Annotated in this window: 17 protein-coding genes and 1 pseudogene; 14 read left to right on the plus strand and 4 right to left on the minus strand. The window is 59.6% G+C overall.

Going from position 1 to position 23,521, the window contains the following annotated elements:
- Positions 1 to 68 precede the first annotated feature (68 nt).
- Positions 69 to 2,144 (minus strand): P-type ATPase, encoded by a 2,076-nt coding sequence (locus tag H3U89_RS04435; RefSeq protein ID WP_198178349.1) that lies wholly within the window; start codon positions 2,142 to 2,144, stop codon positions 69 to 71.
- 176 nt (positions 2,145 to 2,320) lie between these two features.
- On the opposite strand from H3U89_RS04435, the gene rmuC reads away from it, so the two are divergent.
- The 13 genes from rmuC to H3U89_RS04500 all read left to right on the plus strand — a co-directional run bounded on the left by rmuC (position 2,321) and on the right by H3U89_RS04500 (position 17,165).
- On the plus strand, positions 2,321 to 3,685 hold the full coding sequence (gene rmuC, locus H3U89_RS04440; protein WP_198178348.1) for a DNA recombination protein RmuC: 1,365 nt from the start codon (positions 2,321 to 2,323) through the stop codon (positions 3,683 to 3,685).
- A 351-nt stretch (positions 3,686 to 4,036) separates the two neighbouring features.
- Complete coding sequence (locus H3U89_RS04445) at positions 4,037 to 5,872, plus strand: hypothetical protein (RefSeq protein WP_198178347.1); 1,836 nt, start codon at positions 4,037 to 4,039, stop codon at positions 5,870 to 5,872.
- Positions 5,873 to 5,942: 70 nt separating this feature from the next.
- Positions 5,943 to 6,947, plus strand: coding sequence for a glycosyltransferase family 2 protein (locus H3U89_RS04450; RefSeq protein WP_198178346.1), 1,005 nt, complete (start codon positions 5,943 to 5,945; stop codon positions 6,945 to 6,947).
- 106 nt (positions 6,948 to 7,053) lie between these two features.
- Positions 7,054 to 7,773: an orotate phosphoribosyltransferase gene (locus H3U89_RS04455; RefSeq protein ID WP_415873549.1), complete on the plus strand. Its 720-nt coding sequence runs from the start codon at positions 7,054 to 7,056 to the stop codon at positions 7,771 to 7,773.
- A complete protein-coding gene (locus tag H3U89_RS04460; protein ID WP_198178345.1) occupies positions 7,770 to 8,495 on the plus strand; it encodes a TrmH family RNA methyltransferase in 726 nt (241 codons plus the stop codon). The genes H3U89_RS04455 and H3U89_RS04460 overlap by 4 nt, the downstream gene beginning before the upstream one ends.
- Positions 8,492 to 9,418 carry an ATP-binding cassette domain-containing protein gene (locus H3U89_RS04465; protein ID WP_198178344.1) on the plus strand — a complete coding sequence of 309 codons (927 nt, stop codon included), beginning with the start codon at positions 8,492 to 8,494 and terminating at the stop codon, positions 9,416 to 9,418. The genes H3U89_RS04460 and H3U89_RS04465 overlap by 4 nt, the downstream gene beginning before the upstream one ends.
- Positions 9,415 to 10,404 carry an ABC transporter permease subunit gene (locus H3U89_RS04470; RefSeq protein WP_198178343.1) on the plus strand — a complete coding sequence of 330 codons (990 nt, stop codon included), beginning with the start codon at positions 9,415 to 9,417 and terminating at the stop codon, positions 10,402 to 10,404. Before H3U89_RS04465 ends, H3U89_RS04470 begins: the two co-directional genes overlap by 4 nt.
- 43 nt (positions 10,405 to 10,447) lie before the next feature.
- Positions 10,448 to 10,744, plus strand: coding sequence for an Asp-tRNA(Asn)/Glu-tRNA(Gln) amidotransferase subunit GatC (gene gatC / locus H3U89_RS04475; protein WP_198178342.1), 297 nt, complete (start codon positions 10,448 to 10,450; stop codon positions 10,742 to 10,744).
- 4 nt (positions 10,745 to 10,748) lie between these two features.
- Positions 10,749 to 12,302, plus strand: a complete 1,554-nt coding sequence (gatA, locus tag H3U89_RS04480) for an Asp-tRNA(Asn)/Glu-tRNA(Gln) amidotransferase subunit GatA (RefSeq protein ID WP_198178341.1) — start codon at positions 10,749 to 10,751, stop codon at positions 12,300 to 12,302.
- Positions 12,303 to 12,326: 24 nt separating this feature from the next.
- Positions 12,327 to 13,829, plus strand: coding sequence for an Asp-tRNA(Asn)/Glu-tRNA(Gln) amidotransferase subunit GatB (gene gatB / locus H3U89_RS04485; protein ID WP_154312871.1), 1,503 nt, complete (start codon positions 12,327 to 12,329; stop codon positions 13,827 to 13,829).
- A gap of 136 nt (positions 13,830 to 13,965) precedes the next feature.
- Positions 13,966 to 15,126, plus strand: a complete 1,161-nt coding sequence (locus H3U89_RS04490) for a GNAT family N-acetyltransferase (RefSeq protein WP_415873548.1) — start codon at positions 13,966 to 13,968, stop codon at positions 15,124 to 15,126.
- On the plus strand, positions 15,123 to 15,437 hold the full coding sequence (locus H3U89_RS04495; protein ID WP_015022511.1) for a DUF2469 domain-containing protein: 315 nt from the start codon (positions 15,123 to 15,125) through the stop codon (positions 15,435 to 15,437). The genes H3U89_RS04490 and H3U89_RS04495 overlap by 4 nt, the downstream gene beginning before the upstream one ends.
- Positions 15,438 to 15,575: 138 nt before the next feature.
- Positions 15,576 to 17,165, plus strand: coding sequence for an NAD(P)/FAD-dependent oxidoreductase (locus tag H3U89_RS04500; protein ID WP_198178340.1), 1,590 nt, complete (start codon positions 15,576 to 15,578; stop codon positions 17,163 to 17,165).
- A gap of 60 nt (positions 17,166 to 17,225) precedes the next feature.
- On the opposite strand, the gene H3U89_RS04505 is transcribed toward H3U89_RS04500, so the two are convergent.
- Positions 17,226 to 17,888, minus strand: coding sequence for a TetR/AcrR family transcriptional regulator (locus H3U89_RS04505; RefSeq protein ID WP_198178339.1), 663 nt, complete (start codon positions 17,886 to 17,888; stop codon positions 17,226 to 17,228).
- Positions 17,889 to 18,110: 222 nt separating this feature from the next.
- Between H3U89_RS04505 and rho the strand changes: the two genes are divergently transcribed.
- Positions 18,111 to 19,985 carry a transcription termination factor Rho gene (gene rho, locus H3U89_RS04510; protein WP_232345510.1) on the plus strand — a complete coding sequence of 625 codons (1,875 nt, stop codon included), beginning with the start codon at positions 18,111 to 18,113 and terminating at the stop codon, positions 19,983 to 19,985.
- A gap of 160 nt (positions 19,986 to 20,145) precedes the next feature.
- Here the strand turns inward: rho and H3U89_RS04515 are convergent, their stop codons facing one another.
- Both H3U89_RS04515 and H3U89_RS08495 read right to left on the minus strand, forming a co-directional pair.
- A complete protein-coding gene (locus H3U89_RS04515; RefSeq protein WP_332467321.1) occupies positions 20,146 to 23,310 on the minus strand; it encodes an RCC1 domain-containing protein in 3,165 nt (1,054 codons plus the stop codon).
- A 39-nt stretch (positions 23,311 to 23,349) separates the two neighbouring features.
- Positions 23,350 to 23,517: pseudogene (locus H3U89_RS08495) on the minus strand (InlB B-repeat-containing protein); the annotation flags it as partial.
- Positions 23,518 to 23,521 lie beyond the last annotated feature (4 nt).

A 23,521-nucleotide genomic window follows, 5' to 3' on the forward strand; every position in this document is an offset into this window, starting at 1 on the left:
TTGGGGTCGGCGCCGGGATGATTCCCGGATGCCGACCCCAATTTGCATCCTATGGTATTTTTGCCGATTCAATCCATGGCTGCAGCCGGGTCCTTGCCCTCTTGCATGGACTCCCACTGGCTGTCGACGATGATCTGAGGGCGCCGTGCAGCGACTGTCGGAAGCTGGTCCGTGTCGATCAGGGCGAGGTGCAGCCAGCGGCGGCGCAGGTGCCGCAGCCGGTGCAGACGACGAACGTTGAGCATGGCCAGGATGGTGGACAGGGCCCCTGTTACCGCTGCAATCATGGGGTTGAGCATCCAGCCTAAGAAGGGTTGGCAGATTCCGGTGGCGATGACCAGGGCGATGAAGTTGTAGACAGTGGACCAGGTCAGGTTCTGCCTGATGACCCGGGTGGTGGCTCTGCTCAGTTCTATGGCCCTACTGGTCCCGTCCAGGTCGCCCTGGTGCAGGATCAGGTCCGGCTGCGGCAGGGCGATGTCGTCTGCGACGTCGTCCATGTCAGCCTGGAGTTTTGGACCCAAAGTGATGCCCACCTGAGCTCTGGCCGTCAGCTTGGGATCCGCTCTGGTCCCGGCCGCCAGGGCTACCAGGCTGGTTCGGCCCTGCTTTGCGGCGGAGGCGGTTTCTTGACCGGTCCGATCCGCGGAAACGCCCCTGTTGGTCCGGGTCAGGTCGTGATTGAGCCGATCCAGGCACTCGCGCTTGCGTTCGGGGGTCAGCCTGGTGATCAGCATATCCACGCCCGCCTGGCGGGCCGCCCGCTCAATCCTGTCGTCCGGCTGGTGGCTCCCATCAAGGATCAGGCTGTTTACCCGCAGGGCGCGTAGATGGGTGGCGGCCCGGGTCAGGGATTCTGCGTTGACAGCCTGGCCCTCCGAATCGTCGGGATCCAGCAGAGAGGAGTCGTCCAGAATCAGGGTGCGCACCCGGCCCAGGTGGTTCATGGCTCTTGGCGAGGTGAAGAGCAGACCGTGGGCCAGACCCGTCTCCAGGCTGGTTCGGAAGGCCATGGGGATGGTCATGGCTGCGACGGCGGGGCAGGCGATGGTCAGCACACAGACGGCATTGCCTACAGCGTGCGCCAGGTGAGGTTGCGGTCCCAGCATGAGCCAGAGCATGAAGGTCCAGACAGCCAGAATCATGATCAGGGCGATGGCTGTATGGACGATCCGATCCATCCTGCGCATGGCGGGGGATCGTTCAATCAGGGCCTGGGGAATGATTTTCGCGAGCCTGGCTGCATAGGTGTTGTCGCCGGCGGCATCCACGCGGATGGACAGTCGGCCCTCCAGGACCTTGCTGGAGGCCAGGATTCGGTCGCCGGGTCCGCATGGCCGGGGTCTGTCACCGCCTGTCAACTCGCTGTCGTCCACCAGGGCCGACCCTGACTCCACAACCCCATCGGCGGCTGGGCGCTCTCCTGTGCGTACCAGGAGCAGATCGCCTGGGCGGATCCGGTCACGTGCAAGGATTTGGGCGGGAACCGTCTGCGGATGCTCGGAATCGGCCACCAGACCTGAGGCTGGCCGGATCTCTGTCAGGTGGTTCAAGGAGGCCACCAGGGAGGCTTCCATTCTGGTGCCGATGACCCGGGCCAGCAAGAGGAGGGTGATGACCACGCCGACCAGATCGAAGTAGGGGGATCGGGAGCCCTCAGGCAGCAGGGACCCGGCCAGGCAGGTGGCAAGGCTGTACAGGTAGGCCAGGCTTGTGGCCAGCATGGCCAGAAGATCGGGGCTGCAGCGGTGCCCGGTCATGGCCGTCCACCCGTCCATGAGTATTCCGCGGCCGCAGTAGAAGATGACAGGAGTTATCAGAATGGCCTGGACCCAGGGGCTGGTCAGCCAGGAGGGAATCAGATCGGGGCCGAAGCGGTCGAACAGATCCAGAACCAGAACGGGCGCGGTCAGCAGGGCACTTACGATGGTCGGCCTGAGCAGACGGTGGCTGCGGGAGTCCAGATCGGCCCCCCATTTGCCCCAATCCTCGGGATCGCGCCAGGGGCGTTTGGTCGGGGAGTCCGCGGCTGCATTCTGGTCGTTGGCGTGGGCCGACGGCATAAGGAAGTACCAGATGATCAGCCAGGTGACCGCACAGGCCACGACCAGATCGGCTATCGCCAGGAAGATATCGATACCCACGGATCTCCTTCGGTCTTGCTCCAACCCCTTGATATTTCCTATTCTGCCCTTAATTGCGGTCCGGCACCGGTCTTAAGGCCGATTCCTTGCGGAAAAAACGAATTCTCCAATTATCGCCGGCAGCCTGCCGCGCCGATCTGGTTTCCGGGTCCAGTGCAGGAGGTTTACTAGAACATATGTTCGATTCTACGTCATCGGTGGTCATGGTGGTGCTTCTCCTGCTGATCGGTATAGTCCTGGGAGGACTGGCCGGATATGTGCTGGGTCGCGCCCAGGGTCGAAGGGCCGTCGGCATGGGGTCCGACGGCCAGGTGGATGAGTTGCGCTCGCAGCTCGATCAGGCTCAGGAACGGCTCCATGGATCCGATGCGGCTCTGGTGGAGGCGCGGACCAAGGTGGACGGTCTGAACCGTGAGCTCTCCTTTGTCAAGTCACAGCTGGCCCAGGCCCAGCAGGCCGAGCAGATCAGAATCGAGCAGGAGCGCCGCCGCGCCCAGGCTCAGGAGGAAGAGAAGAGGCGCAAGCAGGCTCAGAATCTCGAGGAGGAGAGCAAGGTGCTCTCGGCTCTGGCCCCAGTGCAGAAGAATCTGGACGCCCTTCAGCACAAGGTTGCCCAGATCGAGGAGGGCCGCAAGCAGGAGATGGGCTCCCTGGGGCAGCAGCTGAAGAGTCTGGGCGAGCAGCAGGGGCGACTGGACAAGGAGACCAGCTCTTTGGCTTCGGCCCTGCGCAACAACAAGGTACGCGGCGCCTGGGGCGAGGCTCAGCTCAGGAATATTGTCGAGTCTGCTGGGCTCTTGGAGCATGTCGACTTCGACACCCAGGTTGTGGTCACCGCCTCGGATGGCCGCGTTCTGCGTCCCGACATGGTGGTTCATCTACCCGGCGGCAAGACCATTCCTATCGATGCAAAGGCTCCCTATTCCGACTATCAGCGGGCCTGCGAGATCCCCGACACCGCTTCCGATGACGAACTGCACCGTCGTGACGAGCTGCTCAAGGCGCATGCCCGGGCCCTGCGCGAGCACGTCAAGGCCCTGGCCGACAAGGAGTATTGGAACGCCTTCGATACGGCCCCGGACTTTGTGGTGGCCTTCATCCCCAACGACTCCCTTCTGCAGGCCGCCCTGGAGGTGGATCCCACCCTGATGGACGACGCTTTCGCACAGAAAGTGGCCCTGACCTCGCCGGTGACCCTCTGGGCTGTGCTCAAGTCGGTGGCCTACGCCTGGCAGCAGCAGAACCTGTCCGAGGACGCCCGCACCCTCTTTACGCTCACCCACGAGCTCTATGACCGTTTTGTGGTTCTGGGCGATCGGGCCAACAAACTGGGCCGTTCCATCACCGCCACGGTGACCGCCTACAACAAGTTCGCCTCCTCTTTGGAGTCGCGCGTTCTGGTCACCGCCCGCAAGCTGCAGCAGATGGATCCCTCCAAGGTCATCGATTCGGTCGACATGATTGATTCGGACAAGGGCAATATCAGGGAGCTGACCGCCCCGGAGACCACCGGTGAATCTTCGAATAAGATTGGACAGTGAAGAACGTAACACAATTTCCGCCAGTCTTTCTTGCGGACCAAAAGAAGCGCACTATAGGTTTGAATGGGAATTGTTGCTCTTTGCCCATTGTTGCTTTGATGGTTTTGGTCTAAAGGAGTGTAGATAGATCAATGTCAGACTGAAGTACATGTTGAGGGTAAAGTAGTTCGCAAAGGAGAGCGGCAGCGTATCAGATTCAAAAGGACTCAAGATTGGCAAGTTTGTATAGTGATCTTTGCCTCTGGCTTCAGCTCCTCAGAAGCGAAGGCCATTTCAATTCGGATCAGTACTGTATTGAATCTTATCTGTTACTGCATGTAGGCAACTGAAGCGAAGGGCGTTATAAGTCATATGAGCAGTTCCGACAAATCTGTAGGGCTTATAGAAAAAAGCGGCCTGGATTTGCGTCGTTCCAAGAGCCTGTTCTTGATTGCGATTATTCTTATTTCATGCATTCCGCTGTTATCTAAAGTGATGTATTGGGGATATGACTTAGAATTCCATCTTTTCAGAATACAAGGTATAGCCGATGGCCTTCGGCATGGACAGTTTCCGGTCCGCATGCAATATTCGCAAGGTGGGGGTTATGGATATCCAGTCTCCATTATGTATGGGGATTGGCTTCTGTATATACCAGCGCTGATGCATATAGCAGGTCTCTCATTGTCTTTATCGTACCGATTCGCTCTAATACTGCTAAATGCGGCATCAGTGGTTCTGACTTATTATGTCTGCAGACGCGTTTTTCAATCGGACTTGATCGGGATTTGTGGTTCTGTTCTCTGGAACCTATCACTATACCGAATTATGGATATTTATAAACGGGCAGCTGTGGGTGAATATGTAGCCATGGCTTTCTTCCCTATAGTCTTATTTGGACTTTGGTCATGTCTCCATCCAGATCGGAATGGCGCTTCCAGACAAGGCTGGATCTGGTGTGCACTAGGTCTAACAGGCATCGTCACCTCTCATACACTCAGCATTTTCATGCTTGGTTTGGTGATGATTCCGATTTTGCTTTATTCTCTTGTTTTTCGTAGTTCGGTTTATATCTGGGTCCAGTTTGTTAAGACGGCCTTTCTTACCTTTGGCTTGAGCCTGAGTTTTCTTGTTCCCTTCATTTCCTATAGTCAATCTGCAAATCTGGCCGTGTATGCGCTCCCCACGGATTTCAAGATAAAGCGAATGGCGGATCACAGCGTTGAGCCCGGGCGTTTTCTGGAACTTTTCGGAGCTATGTTTCGTCCGGACATTGAGACATCGCCTTCTTTGGGGGGTATCCCTATTTCTGTGGGATGGGCCATTTTGACAGGAGTTTTTATCTGGGCAGTCGTTTGTTTCTGTTTCAAGCCGCGCGCACGGGAAGACTACCTAATTGAGCGAGCTAAGAAATGGGAGACGGTGCCTGTCCTGTTATCAGCTCTTATAGCCTTGTTCTTGGCTTCATCTTTGGTTCCTTGGCATTCCAAACCACTTGAGAAAATCATAAGTGCATTGTCCAGTGTGCAGTTCCCCTGGCGCTTCATTAGTCTTGCGGTCTTTTTCATGATCATTCTTGGTCTTTGTGGTCTGTCTATGTTGTACTCACATACAGATTTGAAGACTGTCGGCAGAAAAGCCGTAGTGGGGGTTACTCTCCTGGCATGTCTTGAGGGTGGGTATGCACTCGGATTTTTCATGGAGAATACCAATAAGTTCACTCCTCATTCAAATCAGGAAAACACCTTTGTAATCGAGAGCATCATGAATGGGGAATATCTGCCCAAGGGAACCAATATTTTCGAGGTGTATCCCAATAAAGTGGTCAATCATGAGCCCGATGTCAAGATGGCAGAGCTCAAGAACTTCTCGTTAGACCAAGGACGCGCTATCGGCTCGGTCAAAACTCAGGCTGAACCCGGCGAAGTTATTCTGCCCCTGTTTTCTTACCCTAATTATGCCATTGATTGTCAGCCGTCAACCAATTGTTCACTATCCTCTACTGGGGGCGGAACAAACTTCTTGGTGGCCAGGTTCCCCGCGAACTTTGATGGCAAATTTGTCTTGAGTTATCGGATTCCTATGTTGTGGAGAATAGCCGATGTAGTTTCCTTGGCAGCCTGGATTATGCTTATTGTCTGGATCTGCATCAGGAGGTTTCGAAACTCTCCAGTAGGCAGAGGAATTCGGATTCGCCACAGAAGGTAGTGAAGTCGTAGTCTTGTGGGGTAACCAGGAGTCTTCGTAATCTGCCCTTGGAAAGGTGTACCGGTATAACATGGCTGATATAAAGGGTGAGGGAGAAAATAGAAGGACACTTACTGTTCTGGTTCCCTGCTATAATGAACAAGAGACCCTTCCCATTCTTTTTGAAAGGATGTCGAATCTGGTCGATTCAAAACCCGAGGGTCTCATTCTTTCTCTTCTTTTTGTAGATGACGGATCAAGAGATGATACGCGTACACTGATTCGTCAGTATGCGTCTATGCATAGTTATGTCCGTTACATATTCCTCTCCAGGAATTTCGGCAAGGAAAAGGCCATGCTGGCAGGTATCCATCATACGGATACAGATGGCCTGGTAATTATGGATGCCGATCTTCAAGATCCACCCGAGTTGATACCGGAAATGGCCAAGTACTGGTTTGAAGGCTACGAGGATGTTTATGCGCGACGGCGTTCAAGAAAGGGAGAATCCTGGGCGAAGAAATTTACTTCGCACATGTATTACCGTGTGCTGCAAAAAGTGTCTAGAGTGAGCATTCAAGAAGACACCGGAGATTTTCGCCTGCTGGATCGCAAGTGTGTAGATGCTCTGAAGCGTTTGAACGAATCGGAACGAAACTCTAAGGCTCTTTTCAGTTGGATCGGATTTCGCAAGTATGAGTTTCTTTACGATAGGGATGCCCGAGCGGCGGGTAATTCCAAGTGGAAATTAGGACGGCTGATCCATCTGGCGCTTGATGGGATTACCAGTTTTACCACCGCCCCGCTTAAATTGGCCACCTGGATTGGGCTAGGTGTTTCATTTCTCGCCATTGTTTATGCACTGATAATTCTCTTCAGGACGCTCGTTATGGGAGTAGATCTGCCAGGGTATGCATCAACCATGATTGCAATACTGTTGCTAGGTGGCTTACAGTTACTGAGTCTGGGAATCATAGGAGAATATTTGGGAAGAGTATTCATGCAAACAAAGGATCGTCCCAATTATCTGATTGAAGAATTCAACTTAGAGGATACGCAGAGTAATAATCCAGCGAAGAATCGTCCACATGATTAACACTAATGTCAGTTGATTCACCAGACTCAAAGATCAATATGAAGGAGGCGGCGGTCACATGAGTAATCAGCATCGAGAGCACGTGCCCGATCGATCAAATTCATCGATGCACGATGGAGATTTTAGGAAGACCACTGTCCATGGTTTGGATGATTCAGGGGAGGGTTTTGACGGACTGTTGAACACAACCGATCAACTCCGCGTGCTCTTGGCTAAAGAGATCAATGGCAGGCCATTTACGGAGCTGAGTGGGGTCACGTTCAATCATCGGGGTGCGGAGCTTGCCGGACATGTGCTTCTGGATATGCTCGAGGATAGAGGGTATTCAGTGGACGATTACGATGCCGTCGGTGCGCTGACAGCCGCCGCTGTGCCGCTTGCCGATGCAATGCTTCACGCAGCAGCGTCGAGAGGTCAGTCTCTGGACGCTTTTGTTATGGATTTTGTATATCCGTCAATCAAGGGCCCCTCTATTCGTGGGAAGCGGGTCATTCTTCTTGATGCTTGGCTCAGTCAGAAATCGTATGTTCAGACTTCGTCTTTGGTGACCCTGAGAAATGGAAACGAGCTCAGCCTCGACTGCAGTATTATCCGGCATCAGGACGCCCGGCCCTTGGCAATCGCCTCTCTTGTTGGAGGTCTGCATCAGCAGACAATTCCTGGTAGCTCAGATAGTGACGGCGTCGGCAATCAGAACCCGACAATACAAGTGATTGACCCGGTCGATGGTTCAAGCACAAGCCTTCCATTTATCTGTGCCTTTGATGAGAATCAATTCGCTCCTGCAGATCACGAGGCAAGCGTAGAGCGGGAACAAAGTCATTGAGAGACCCAAATCCGATTACCCGGGCGGCGCTTGAATCCGGAGAACCCGTTTTCCGCCAGGTGGGGGTCGGCCCCTGGCGGGAGGAGCATCCCGAGCGGCCCCTGCCGACGGAGCCGTGCTATGACCCTGAACTGCTGGAGCAGGGGGATCGGCGCAACGTCCTGGACCGGTACCGCTATTGGAGGGTCGAGGCCATTCGGGACGACCTGGATCGCCGGGGTCGCCATGATTTCGAGGTGGCTGTGGAGAACTGGACCCACGATTTCAATATCGGCTCCATGGTCCGAACCGCCAACGCCTTTGGAGCTCGCCGCGTCCATATAGTCGGTCCTCACAAATGGAATCGCAAGGGCTCGTTGATGACCGAGCTCTATCAGCATGTGGTCCACGACCCCGACATAGCAACCATGACGGCCACCCTGCAAGAAGAGGCGGCCGGACAGGGGGAGTCCGCCCCCCGCATGATCGCCATCGACAACGTCCCCGGGGCTGTCCCCATGGAGACCTACCGCTTTCCTCGTCGCTGCCTGCTCATGTTCGGCGCCGAGGGGCCGGGGCTGTCCAAGAAGGCCTTGGAGCTGGCCGACGATGTGGTTTATATCTCCCAGTTCGGATCGGTGCGCTCCATCAACGCCGGGGCTGCGGCTGCCGTGGCCATGCACTCCTGGATCTGCCAGCATGCCGGAGTTGCGGGTCAGTCGGACCAGGTGACTCTGCCATGATTGTCGTCGACTCGCTGACCAAGCGCTTTGGCTCCCGCAAGGCGCTGAACCGCGTCTCCTTTACGGCCAGGGACGGTCGGGTGACCGGGTTTGTGGGGCCCAAAGGGGCCGGCAAGTCGACAGCACTGCGCATTGCTCTGGGGCTGGTTCGCCCTGACACAGGCAAGGCCCTGTTCGATGGCCAGCCCTTCGTCCGGCTCTCGTCGCCCATGCGGACAGCGGGAGCGGTACTGAATCCACGCAACGCCCATCCTGCCTGCAAGGCCAGGGACCACCTGCTGGCCCTGGCTACGGTCAACGGCATTGATCACCGTCGGGTGGACCAGGTGTTTGAGATGGTCGGCTTGCAATCGGTCGCCGACAGGCCGACGGGATCCCTTTCTCTGGGGATGAGTCAGCGGCTGGCCCTGGCCGCTGCCCTGCTGGGTGAACCGCACAACCTGGTTCTGGATGATCCCCTTGACGGTCTGGATCCGGAGGGAGCCGACCGGGTGAGAGACATCTGCCGCAGCCTCGCCTCACAGGGCAGGGCAGTCCTCCTAAGCTCCCGTAAGATCAACGAGGTGGCTCAAATCGCCGACGATCTGGTCATCATCGCCAAGGGAAGGATCCTGGAGAGAACGACAGTGGCCCGATTCATTGGCGAGCACTCCCGTGACTCCATCTATGCGGTGACGCCACAGCCGGATCAGTTAAAGGCCGCCCTGGCCACGGCTGCCGGAATCGGCATCACCCGTCTGCCGCCAGACGAGAGCTGTCCGCCGGATGCCGCCCGTTTCCGCATCCAGGGCGCGCCCCTGGCTTCGACGGCCTCGATTCTGGCCCAGGAGGGTGTGGTTCTCTACGACTTCCAGCCGGAGGAAGTTTCCTTGGAACAGGCCTACAAGGACATGATTCACGGCAGAAGGGATGCGCGGCCATGAGTGCCGACAGCGGCCGCCGAGTCCGCCGGAGTCGGCGAGAGGTACCCGCAGGGCCTGATAATGCAACCCCACGGCATGGCTCCGCCTTCACGCGGCTGCGTCGGACTTCGGTGCTGTCCTTCCTGGATTCACGTCGTCCGTCAGGTCAGCTGACCCTTTTCGGGGCGGTTCGAGGTGAGCTGCGCAAGATGCTCTCCCTGCGATCGACCTGGGTCCTGCTCCTGATCGTCACGTTGCTGCAGCCGTTGAGCACCGGCCTGACGGCCTGTGCGACCCAGATTCTGGCTGGCCCGGGCTGGCGGACCAATCACCTTCCGGATCACCTGCTGCCTGCATCCACTGACGTTTTCTGGTCGGCCGTCGTTTCGGGCCTGTTCCCGGCCATGATTGTGGCGGGCATTCTGGGTGTTCTGGTCCTTACTCGCGAGTTTTCCAGAGCCAACATTGAGAGCACGCTGACGGCCAATCCTCGTCGGGGCATGGTCCTGATGGCCAAGGGTCTTGCCTTGGCCTTATTGACTTGGTTGGCGGCACAGATAGGCCTGCTGCTCAGCTGGATTTTGGCGACACTGCTTCTGTCGGGCGGATCGGGGGCCTTGCCTGCCTACAAGCCCGGGCTGGTCCTGATTGATTTGCTGGGTGGCCCGCTCATGGTGGTCCTCTTTGCTTTGATGGCCCTGGGTCTGGGGGCCGTGAGCCGCTCCAAGGCTGGTGGGATCGGCCTGTTCCTGGGGCTGACCGTGATTCTGCCATTGATTCTGGGACTCCTGGCGGGTTTGGTCCCTCATGCCGACTGGCTGCAGATCCCCCTCAGCCTGACCCCAACCAGCCTGCTGAGCACCTTCCTTTCAGGTCTGGGCCAGGCAGCAGGGGCAGGCATCGGATGGTGGCCCACCTGGTGGCAGTCGGGCCTGATCATGATGGTCTGGACGGCTCTATGCTGTGCTCTGGGAACCCTGGTCTTTAGGCGCGCAGACATCGGTTGACCCTGTCTTCTGCGTGTCATAGAGCACCCATATGATAAGTAGTATGCCAACTTTTACACGTGAAGAGATCAAGCACTTGGGCGATTTGGCCCGGATTGCTTTGACCGATCAGGAGGCTGACCGCCTCAAGGGCGAACTCAACGTGATCGCCGATTCCATTACCAAGGTCCAGCAGGTGGCCGGCGACGACGTGCCCCCCACTGCCAATCCCATTCCTCTGGAGGCCTACCTGCGCCCCGACGAGGCTGAGGAACCACTGACCCAGGAGGCTGCTCTCTCGGGGGCACCGGTCACCGAGTCGGGCATGTTTGTGGCCCCGCGCATTCTGGGTGAGGAGTGAGACGATGAGCGCACAGGAAGAATTGGTCAAGCAATCCGCCTCCGACATGGCCGCACAGCTGCGGTCGGGGCAGGTCTCCAGCCGCGAGCTGGTCCAGGCTCATCTGGATGTGATCGAAGCCGCCGAGCCCAGCATTGATGCGTTTTTGCAGGTGAGCGCCGATCAGGCCCTGGAACAGGCTGACGCCTTCGACCAGCGTCTGGCCCATGACGGCGCCGAGGGGCTGCCGGAACTGGCCGGCGTTCCCATTGCCATCAAGGACATGATCGTTACCAAGGGCATTCCCACGACGGCCGCATCCAAGATCCTCGAGGGATGGGTGCCGCCTTACGATGCCACCGTCATCAAGAAACTCAAGACCGCAGGGATGCCCATTCTGGGCAAGACCAACCTGGATGAGTTCGCCCAGGGATCCTCCACTGAGCACTCGGCCTTCAAGCCCACACACAACCCCTGGGACACCGAGCGGGTTCCGGGCGGCTCGGGCGGTGGTTCGGCCTCGGCCGTCGGCGCCTTTGAGGCCCCGCTGGCTCTGGGTACCGACACCGGCGGGTCCATTCGCCAGCCCGGATCCCTGACCGGCACCGTGGGCGTCAAACCTACCTACGGCGGCGTCTCCAGGTTCGGGGCCATCGCCATGGCCTCCTCCCTGGATCAGATCGGTCCGGTCTCCCGGTCTGTGCTGGATGCGGCCCTGCTGCAGGAGGTCATCGGCGGCTATGACCGCCGAGACTCCACATCAATTCCCAAGCCGGTTCCTCCTCTGGCCCAGGCCGCTCGTCAGGGCCAGAATCGCGATCTGAAGGGTCTCAAGGTGGGTCTGGTAAAGGAGTTGGGCGGCGAGGGCTACCAGCCCGGCGTCGAGGCCCGCTTCAACGAGGCCGTCTCGCTTCTGGAGTCCATGGGCGCCGAGGTGGTCCAGGTCTCCTGCCCGCATTTCCCCTACGCGCTGGCCGCCTACTACATCATCATGCCTTCCGAGGTCTCCTCCAACCTGGCCCGTTACGACGGCATGCGCTACGGACTGCGGGTCATGCCCCCCGAAGGCGTCCCCCAGACGGCTGCCAACATGATGGCTGCCACCCGTGAAGCCGGGTTCGGCGACGAGGTCAAGCGCAGGATCATCCTGGGCATCTACGCCCTGTCCGCCGGCTACTACGATGCCTGGTACGGCTCGGCCCAGAAGGTTCGCACCCTGGTCATCCGCGACTTTGAGAAGGCCTTCGAACAGGCCGACGTCCTGGTCTCTCCGACTTCGCCGACCACGGCCTTCCGCTTTGGCGAGAAGATGGATGACCCGCTGGCCATGTATCTGAATGATGTGGCTACCATTCCGGCCAATCTTGCCGGCACCCCGGCCATGTCGATCCCCGCCGGGCTCAGCGACGACGGGTTGCCTGTCGGCTTCCAGTTCTTCGCCCCCCAAATGCGTGATGAGGTCATGTACCGGCCTGCCGCAGCTCTTGAGGCGGCCCTGGAGGAGCAGTGGGGCGGGCCCATCTCCAAGAAGCTGTCCACCCCCTGGCTGGATGGCCTGGCTCAGGATTCGACCAAGTAGGCATCGGAAGGAAACGGAATCACAATGGCTGAAAAACTTATGAAGTACGCCGATGCCGTGGCCAAGTACGACCCGGTGTTCGGCCTGGAGGTCCATGTCGAGCTCTGCACCAACACCAAGCTCTTCTGCCCGGCCCATATCGAGTTCGGCGGCGAACCCAACACCCAGCTGACCCCGGTCTCCCTGGGCCTGCCCGGCAGCCTGCCTGTGGTCAACAAGACCGCCATCGACTATGCGGTCAAACTGGGCCTGGCCCTGCACTGCAAGGTCAACGAGTGGAGCCAATTCGCCAGGAAGAACTACTTCTACCCGGACATGCCCCGCGACTATCAGATCTCCCAGTATGACAAGCCCCTGAATGGTGAGGGTTACCTGGATGTGGAGCTGGACGACGGCAGCATCTTCCGTGTGCCCATCGAGCGGGCCCATGTGGAGGACGACGCCGGCAAGAACACCCATGTGGGCGGGGCCGACGGCCGCATCGAAGGCGCCGACCACTCCCTGGTGGACTACAACCGTGCCGGTGTCCCCCTGGTCGAGATCGTGACCAAGCCCATCGAGGGTGCCGGGGCGCGTACCCCCGAGGTGGCCGGGGCCTACGTCCGGGCCATCAGAGACATCGTCCGGGCCCTGGGCATCTCCCACGCCCGGATGGAGCAGGGCAACATGCGTGCCGACGTCAACGTCTCTCTGCACGCCGGGCCGGATGCCCCTCTGGGGACCCGGTCGGAGACCAAGAATGTCAACACCTTCAAGGGCATCGAGAAGACCCTGACCTACGAGATCCGCCGTCAGGCCGCCCTGCTGGAGTCCGGTGGGGAGGTGCTGCAGGAAACCCGCCACTGGGACGAGTCCACACAGACCACTGCCGGCGGCCGGGTCAAGACCGATGCCAACGATTACCGCTACTTCCCCGATCCTGACCTGGTCATGGTCCATGTGACCAAGGATCATATCGAAGAGCTCAGGGCCCAGATGCCTGAGATGCCGCGCGAACGTCGCGCCCGTCTCAAGAAGGAGTGGGACTTCACCGACCGGCAGATGCAGGACGCGGTCAACGCCGATGCCGTGGATCTGATTGAGGATACGGTCAAGGCTGGCGCCACGGCTGCCGGAGCCCGTAAGTGGTGGCTGGGCGAGATCTCCCGCGAAGCCAACGCCCGTGGGGTCAGCCTGCAGGAGCTGCCCATTTCGGCTCAGGATGTCGCCGATGTGGAGCAGCTGATCGCTGACGGCAAGCTCAATGACAAGCTGGCCAAGCAGACCGTCTCCGGCGTGTTGGCAGGAGAAGGCAAGCCCGCCGAGGTCGTCAAGAAACACGGCTACCAGGTGGTTTCGGATGACGGGGCCCTGGACGCAGCCGTCGATCAGGCCCTCAAGGACAACCCGGACATCGTGGCCAAGCTCAAGGGCGGCAATATGAAGCCCATGGGCGCTATTATCGGAGCGGTCATGCGGGCCACCAAGGGTCAGGCCGATGCCAAGGCGGTCAGCAAGATCGTCATGGAGCGCATCGCCAAGTCCTGACCGCGCCCGGTCCGCCGGCCCGGTCCCATCGGGTTCGGACCGGCGGACTGCCTGGCTTCTCATGGTTTTCCCAGGGGCCAGGGATTACAATTGATTGCCATCGCAAGGTGGCGATCATGGAGGTGACGTGATGTCTATGAGCGGCAGGGGCAATGACCGACCGCAAACGCAATCCGAGGGATCCGAAGACGCAGCGAACAGACAGCTGCCCGACCGGATCGAGATTCCCTACATCCGCGGCGAAATGTTGCACCTGCGGCCGGCCGTCATCGCCGATCTGACGGCAATGGACCAGTTGGAGGCCTTCTACAATTCCACCGGCATCACCGGTAAGGGGCCCAGTGCCGAACGAGCCGTGGTCAATGCCTGGGTGCGTCGGTCGGTGGCCTGGTCCAAGGGCCTGGCTGCCCGTGATTCGGGTGTGGGCGATCCCGAGTCCCGCCGCACCCTGGCCTGGGCCATGGTCACTGACGCGGACACCGACCAGGACGGCTCTCCCGATGCTGATGCTACCAAGGGGGTTATCGGCATGATCTTCCTGATCGACGTGGACGGCTGGTCCCGTTCGGCCAGGATCCAGGTGGTCCTGGGCAGGCACTTCCGCGGACGCGGCTACTCCCGGGATGCCATGCCCAGAATCATGACCTACGGGTACGCGGCTGCTCCTACAGGGCTGGGCCTGCACCGGATCTGGGTGGCTGTGCCAGAGAAAAACACCCGCTCGATCTCCGTCTATCAGTCCCTGGGATTCATGATCTCGGGCACCTCCCGTGATGCGCTCTGGGACGCCGAGAACGGCAAGTATCAGGATCAGATCGTCATGGATGCCCTGGTCGACGAGTACGATCCCATCCGTTCTTTGAATGCTTTCGGCATGCATGTTATCCGTGAAAATCCCGGTGTGGCCGAAGCCCTTGTCGCACACGGGTACACCGCGGATGAGGATGGCGACATAAGCGGGTCCGAGTCCGGGGAGTCCACTCCGGCATCCCAGAATTCACAGACATCAGGTGACCAAGCCAATCCGTCCCCGAAAAGTAGTTCACATTCAGGGAAACCTGCTGAGGACCATGCAGGCTCCAACAGCAGGACTGACAAGACGGCGGGCCCTGGTCAGACGGACGCCAAGGATGCGGGGAAGAAGTCCGGTTCCGAAGAACCCGTTGCCGAGCAGTCTGGCGAGGAGCATACAGCGTCGGATTGGGCCTACGGGTCGGCTGAGGCCAAGCGATCCAAGCGCGCCTGGTGGCGTACGCTTGGCCATGGCCGTGATCGCGCGAATGGAGGTAGTCGATGAGTGCTGAGGATCTCGACAACTACGAGACCAATGCCGAATTGGCCTTGTATCGCGAGTACCGTGACGTGATCAAGCTGTTCACCTACGTGGTCGAGACCGAACGGCGGTTCTACCTGGCCAACAAGGTGGACTTCAACGTCCGATCCGCTGGGCAGGACGTCTACTTTGACGTCCGACTGACCGATGCTTGGGTCTGGGATGTCTACCGGTCCAGCCGGTTCGTCAAGAACGTCCGGATCGTCACTTTCAAAGACGTCAATGTGGAGGAAGTGCAGAAGACGGACATCGATATCCCTGACTCGCTGGGCTAGACAGCGCGTGAGGGCGAGCATCATCACGTTTGTTCCACGCAATGGCGGGAATTCGTGTGGGAAGTCGCTCGGTAGCATCTGACTGGGGACGAGCCGGGTACAGTGGTGATGATTTCATACGGTTTTCAGGAGGTTGGCATGGAGCGCAAACAGTCCGTGGTTGTCATCGGCGGAGGGCCCGCCGGCTTGACAGCGGCATGGGAACTGGTCAAGGACGGCGGCGACGAGCGCTATGACGTCACTGTGCTGGAGGCCACCAACGCTTTTGGCGGCATCTCCCGTACGGTCCGACACAACGGCAACCGCATGGACATCGGCGGCCATCGGTTCTTCTCCAAGGATGACCGGATCATGGACTGGTGGAAGGAGGTCCTGCCCCTGCAGGGTGCGCCCTCCTATGACGATAAAAAGCTTGGTCGCCACCACGACCTGGAGCCCGGCGGCCCCGACCCGGAGAAGACCGACCGGGTCATGCTCAAGCGTCACCGCGTCTCCAGGATCTACTGGAACCACCACTTCTTCGACTATCCCATCTCCTTGACGCTCAATACACTTAGAGCTATGGGCTTCAAGCTGACCATGCAGGCCGGATTCAGCTACCTGAAGTCCGTCGTCCACAAGCTGCCCGAAGACAATCTGGAAAACTTCTATATCAACCGCTTCGGTCGCAAGCTCTACTCCATGTTCTTCGAGGGCTACACCGAAAAGCTTTGGGGCCGTCACCCCCGCGAGATCAGCGCCGACTGGGGCGCCCAGCGGGTCAAGGGGCTCAGCATCATGGGCGTGCTCAAGAACGCCTTCCAGAAGCTGCTGCCCAAGAAGCGCGACGCCCATCAGGTCGAGACCAGCCTGATCGAGGAGTTCTGGTACCCCAAGCTGGGTCCGGGGCAGCTCTGGGAGACCGTGGAGCGACGCAATGTGGAGCACGGAGTCCACGTGATCACCGATGCCCGTGTGATCGGACTGACCCAGCAAGACGGCCACATGACCGGTGTGGTCTATCGCAACGCTGATGGCAAGGAGGTGACCCTGAAGGCTGATCAGATCATCTCCTCCATGCCCATCAAGGACCTGGTGGAGGCCATCGCCCACGAGGAGCCCTCCACTGACAAGGAGATGGTCAGGGTGGCTCAGGGCCTGCCCTACCGCGACTTCGTGACCGTTGGCCTGCTGGTGCGCCACCTGCGCATCCGCAACACCACCTCCATCAAGACCCTGGGCAACCCGCCCATCGTTCCCGACTGCTGGATCTATGTGCAGGACCCAGGCTACAAGATGGGCCGCATCCAGATTTTCAACAACTGGAGCCCCTACATGGTCAAGAATGTGGACGGCACTGTCTGGATTGGCCTGGAGTATTTCTGCAAGGAGGGTGATGACTTCTGGAGCATGAGCGATCAGGAGACCACTGACTTCGCCATCAAGGAGCTGACCCGGATGGGCATCATCAACGGACCTGCCGACGTGCTGGATTCGCACCGGGAGCGGGTGGTCAAGGCCTACCCGGCCTACTTCGACACCTACGCCCAGATGCCCGAGCTGGTCAATTGGCTGGACTCCTTCGGCAACCTCTACTGCGTGGGCCGCAACGGGCAGCACCACTACAACAACCAGGATCACTCCATGGCCACATCCATGGAAGCCGTGGCCAACATCAAATCGGGGCGTACCGACAAGTCCAACGTCTGGAACGTCAACACCGAGAAGTCCTACCACGAACAGAAGTAGGCAGGCCACGGCCTTCGTTTCCCTTCAAGCCTCCGACCGCAGGGCCGGAGGCTTTGTCATTCACGACAGGGCTATAGCTGGCGCCTTCAGGGGCAGGCCCAGCAGCTGCGAGAAGAAGGCCACGCTTTCGCGGACACGCTGGCGGACCAACTCTCTGATCTGCGGATGACCTGCCGCCCCTCTGCCATTGCTGACGATGGACGAGAGCCCGTCGGCCATCAGCCACGCCACAGTACGGGTGCCGGCTATTTGGATCAGCTGGGTCTGCGGCAGGTCGCCCCGATCCAGCCAGCGGTCCAGGGCCTTGGTCAAGGGGTCGATGATCTGCCTGACGAAGCCCTCCATTACATTGCTGTTGGTGCTCAGGTAGTTGTACCAGTTGGCCTTATCCGCGAAGATGACATCCATCTTCCAGATGGCCCTTATCAGGTGCGGGCAGATGTCGTCCAAAGCCTCTTGAACGCTCAGGTCAGGATTCTGCAGAATGTCGACCACATTGTCCACGTAGGAGGCCAGGTAGGTGCGCACGCAGGCATCTATCAGGTCGTCCTTGGATTTGAAGTAGTAATAGAAGACGCTCATGCCCACGCCCTTGCCGTGGTTCATGGCGTGGATTACATCGCGCAGGGAGGTGTTCGCAGCGCCTTTGCGGTCGAAGACCCGCATGGCGGTGGTTACGAATTCGCTCCGCCGTTGCTCACGCAGAGATGATCGATCATTCATACGCCCAGTCTAGAGGCTTACCCATGAATTTCTGGACACGCAGGCCGATTCTTGCACCCGTCGGCCGCACGTTGTAGGCTTATGGAAGTTCGATAAGCCGAGTCGGCATCGAATTTTCACGAGCGGTACCCCCGCACTATTCTCAAGCTATTTGCCTAGCCTAATTAGGCATAGCGAAGGAAAGGCATTACAACAGTGGCAACAAGCCAAGATATTCATTCCATGAAGCTGCCCGAACTCAAGGAATTGGCCAGGCAGCTGGGGTTGCGCGGTATTTCCGGCATGCGCAAGCCTGTCCTGATCGAGACGATCGAGGCGGCACGCTCGGGCGGCAAGGCCCCTGAGGGAGTAACCGTTGGTAAGCCCAAGGCTGCGGCCGCCGTGGCCAAGGGGGGCCAGGCCGCCGATCAGCAGCAGTCGACGAAGCAGGAGGCGAAGTCCTCCGCGGAAGGCGGACCGGAGACCACGGATACCAAGGAATCCGAGGAATCCAAGGACGATCGTCCTGTCGGAGACCTCTTCGATGTTTTGGGCATTGACGATCATAAGAGCGGCCATAGCGAGCGCCGGACCCGCTTCCCCCATACGGTGGCCGACGAGGAGAACGTGGTCATATCCCGTCGCCGTCACCGCAACACGGATTCATCCCGAGGCTCCCACACCAACCGTGGTCGGAGCGAGCGGGAGCATGATGATGAGCGCGCAGGCTCCGGTTCCGGTTCTGTGCGCAATCTGGACGACATTCTGGCGGCACTGCCCTCACGGAATGACCGGCCCCGTCGACGCAGCTACGAGGATCGCGGCGAGGAAGGCCGTGACTACCGTCATAACGGCTATGATCGCCGGAACCGGGGCGATCGCAATGACCGCAACGATCGCAATGACCGGCGCAACCGCAACAACCATCGCAGCAACGGCCGGGATCGTGACTATGAGCCCAGGGAGAACTTCAAGCCCGAGGATCTGGTCCCCGTGGCAGGCATTGTGGATGTGCTGGACTCCTATGCCTTCGTTCGCACCTCCGGTTACCTGCCCGGCCCCAACGACGTCTACATCTCCATGGGCCAGGTCAAGAAGTACGGCCTGCGCAAGGGCGATGCCGTGCACGGCTCCATCCGTCCCCCCCGCGAGGGCGAGCACCGCAATCAGCGGCAGAAGTTCGTTCCTCTGCAGGCTATCGACACCATCAACGGTATGAGCGTGGAGGAGGCTGCAGGACGGCCCCACTTCAACAAGCTGACCCCCCTCTATCCGCAGGAGCGCATGCGGATGGAGACCCAGCCCAAGAACATCACCGGTCGTCTGATCGACATCGTCGCCCCCATCGGCAAGGGCCAGCGCGGTCTGATCGTTTCGCCGCCCAAGGCCGGCAAGACCCTGACCCTGCAGTCCATCGCCAACTCCATCACCGCCAACAATCCCGAGGTGCACCTGATGGTGGTACTGGTGGACGAGCGGCCCGAGGAGGTCACCGACATGGAGCGCACGGTCCAGGGCGAGGTCATCTCCTCCACCTTCGACCGTCCCGCCAGCGATCACACCACCGTGGCCGAGCTGGCCATCGAACGGGCCAAGCGCCTGGTGGAGCTGGGGCAGGATGTGGTGGTCCTTCTGGATTCGATGACCCGCCTGGCCCGCGCCTACAACATCTCGGCCCCCGCTTCCGGCCGTATCCTCTCCGGCGGCGTGGACGCGCAGGCCCTCTATCCGCCCAAGCGCTTCTTCGGCGCCGCCCGCAACATCGAGAACGGCGGCTCTCTGACCATCATCTCCTCGGCCCTGGTGGAGACCGGATCCAAGATGGACGAGGTCATCTTCGAGGAGTTCAAGGGCACCGGCAACATGGAGCTGAGACTGACCAGGGATCTGGCCGATAAGCGCATGTTCCCGGCCATTGACATCAATGCCTCCGGCACCCGGCGCGAGGAGTTGATTACTGCCCCCGAGGAGCTGGCCGTGGTCTACCGGCTACGTCGCCTCCTGGGTGGCATGGAGACCGAGCAGGCCTATCAGACCCTGGTGCCCAGGCTGAAGAAGACCGCCACCAACCGGGACTTCCTGGCTGCCATCAACCAGTCCATGCTGGCGCAGAAGTGACTCGGGCCTGACGCCTGACATGTTTATTGGGCCCCATCCGCGATTCATTTCACGGGTGGGGCCCAATGCATAAGCAGCGCCGAAACAAGACAGTCGTTTAGGACCATGATCTATTCGAAGCCTGTCAGTCCTGGTTCTTCATAGATTCGTCTCCGCTCTGTCATGCTGTCATCTTGTTTTCCCGCCGCTGGAATCTGGCAGCCATAACAGCTCCCATGGCCAGCAAGCCAGCCATGACCAGCAGGATTATGCCGGTGCTGCCGGTCAGGGGCAGGACGGCCAACTGATCGTAGGTGTAGGGCAGGGTCTGATCCTGCTGGTCCACGCCGACCAGGCTCCAGTGAATGACCGTATCCACCTGTCCGGGCCTGTAGCGTGGAGTGAGTGCCAGCCAGGCGCCATTCTGGTACTGCGGTGTTCCTTCTGCAGACAGTCCCGCGAAAGTTACCGATTTGACCAGGCTTCTGATCACAACGGCCTGTGGCGTCTTGCTGTTCAGGTTCGCCCCGGACTGGTCGTCGCCCAGCTGGCCCGCATCGTCGGCGCCCCATCCGTAGGCCAGACCGTCAGAGCCCAGGGCCAATGAGCTCGAGTCACCCGTGCTGACGGCAGTGAACCTGAAATCTTCAGGCACGTCCTTGGGTTTGGTCAAGAATGTGGGATCTGCGCTCTCTGCGGCATTGCTCCAGGTCAGAATCCGCCCGTCGGAACCCAGAGCGGAGGATGCTCCGGTGCCGGCACTGATCTGTGTAATGGCAAACCCCGTCGGCAGTCCGTCGGGAAGGGCCAATAGGGCGGGGACTTTCTTGCTCTCACCTTTGACCTGTCCCCAGGTCCAGATGCGTCCCTGGGAATCCAGGGCCAGAGCCTGATGGTCTCCGGCGCTAATGGCGCTCATTTCGCCCGTCAGTCCCTGGACAGCAGACGGTGTGGGGTTGGCGCCGTCAGCCTTGACCGGCAGGGTGGGATCGCCCAGCTGGCCGGAATCATTGCTGCCCCAGGCGTAGACTTGTCCATCCACGGTCATGGCCAGTGAATACCGGCTTCCGGCGCTGATTGCCGTTATGGTCGTCGGGATTCCGGTCACCATGGCAGGGCTGGTTCGCCCGTCTGGCGAGACGGTATCGCCACCGGCGTTATCCAGGCCCAGCTGCCCGTACTGGTTGGCACCCCAGGACCAGACTCGTCCCTGGGAATCCAGAGCCAAGGCATGTCCGCCGCCTGCACTGATGGACCGGATCTTGGCCGGCAGGCCGGGTACCAGTTGGGGCCGGTTTTGGGCATTCAAGGTGGAGTCGCCCAGCTGGCCGACATCGTTGTTGCCCCAGGCATAGACCTTCCCATCGGAGCCTAGGGCCAGGCCATAGTCACCGCCTGCGCTGACCTGGGTGAAGACGAAGCCTGCCTCCGCCTTCTCGGGCTTGTCCACTCGGACCGGCATGGTGCTGGCGTTGCCCTTGGAAATGTTCGCGTTGCCCAGTTGGCCGTTGTTGTTCTTGCCCCAGGCGTAAGCCATCCCATCGGAGCCTAGGGCCAGGGACCAGTGGGAACCGGCACTGACCTGGCTGAAGCGAATGCCCCGCAGGGCCGGCGGCGTCAGGGTGATCTTCGTTCCGCCCATCTCGGTTCCATGGTCTGGTGTCATGGTCCAGTTCTGACTCTCAGGGCTCCAGTGGGCCTTGAGCGTCATGGAGCTGGTGACTGGCTTGGAGAAGTCGTAGGCGGTCTTGCCTAGGAACCAGCCATCGAAGCGATAGCCGGCCTTGGTCGGATCAGTGCCGGGACGAACTGCCCGCTCTCCCGCTTCCAGACTCTGGCTGGGTGGCGCCGGTGAATCGCTTTGCGACTGGAAGGTTACGGTCACCCCGCTCGACAGGTAGCGGAAGGGCAGGTGGACCAGGGTCTGTTCTTGATCGTTCAAGGTCCATGTCAGGGTCACATCCACCAGCCCTGGGGCGTGCGGCGGGGTGGTAGCCTTCCATGTCCCGTTCTTTTGCGCCTGCATTCCGGTGGTGATATCCGTTGTGTCGAATTGGAGTCCGGTCAGTTTTGCCGGCCAGGGGAAGGCGACCGCGGAGGGCCGGTTATGGGCGTCATCGCCGCTGGTGCCCTGACCCAGCTGACCCATGTTGTCACGTCCCCAGCTGTAGGTCAGGCCGTCGTCGCAAATTGCCAGGTTATACTCCTCGCCAGCGTCGATGCTGATCCAGTGTCGGCCGGCAAGTTTCGGATCCTCCAAACGTTCCGGAGTGGTCTGGGGGCTGTCTGCTGCAGAGGTCTTGCCGTCGCCCATTTGTCCGTAGCTGTTGTCGCCCCAGGCCCAGATATTGCCGTCGGAATCCAGAGCCATGGCGTGGCTAAGATAGAAATTGCCACCGCTAGTGATGGCAGTGATTCTGGTCCCCTGCGGGAAGCTGACCTGGACCGGGTCTTTGAATATATCGGTCTTGCTGGCGCTTGACCCGTTGCCGATTTGGCCGGCTTTATTCATACCCCAGGTCCAGACCCTTCCCTGGTCATCCAGGGCCAGGGTGTTTGCGAAGCCGTTTGCTATGGCCACCACATGGACCTTGTCAAGGCCGTTGATCTTGATCGGCTTAGAGTTGCCAACAACCGCGCCGGCGGACGGGTCCAACTGGTGGTCAAGGTTGCTTCCCCATGACCATACCGTGCCAGCGTCATCCAGAGCCGTTGAGTAGTTCAGCCCGGTCTGCAGGGCGACGATTTTGTGATTCTTGTCGAATCCTTGGATGAGGCTGGGCCTGTAGTCGCATATGCCTTCGCAATCATGGCTACCGGTCTCCCCCTCGCTGCAGGTGCCCCAGCCATAGACGTTGCCATCCGATCCTAAAGCCAGGGTGTGGGTGTAATTGCCGTTGACGGCCTTGTAGGTGAATCCGGCCGGCGCTCCTTCAGGCAGCATCACCTTTACCAGATATTCTGAGTAGTTATGCATGCCGCTGTCGGCCACATTGGGGTTGCCCAAGGTCTTCAGATAGTTGTACCCCCAGGACCAGAGGGTGCCATGGTTATCCAGGGCCATGCTGAAGAACTGACCAGCGTTGACGCTGACGAACCGAAAATCCTTGTCATTGCGGGCCTCTTCGGGCCGGGGCACCCTTATGGGAGTTGACCTGTTGACAATAGTGCCGTCGCCTAGCTGACCGGCACGGTTAAAGCCCCAGGCGTAGACGTTGCCATCCGATCCCAAAGCCAGTGAGAACCTGATGCCTGCACTGACCTGGCTGAAACGGACACCGGAAGGCGGGGGAGGGGTAAGTGTCACCCCGGTGCCTCCTGATTCGGGGCCCTCCTGCGGCTGCATGGTCCAGGTCTGATCGGCCCGGGCCCACTTGGCTTTCAGGGTCAGATCCGCGTGCACAGGAGCGGAGAAGTCGTAAGCGACCTTGCCCGCGAACCATCCTTCGAGGACGAACCCTCGGCGGGTGGGTTCAGGACTGGGGCGCGTAACCTGGGCGCCATCGACCACAGTCGAAGTTGTCGGAGCCACGGACTGCATGTTGTAGTCGAAAGTG

The sequence above is a fragment of the Bifidobacterium sp. W8104 genome, from assembly GCF_016100735.1.
In the GTDB taxonomy this organism is placed as follows: Bacteria; Actinomycetota; Actinomycetes; order Actinomycetales; family Bifidobacteriaceae; genus Bombiscardovia; species Bombiscardovia choladohabitans.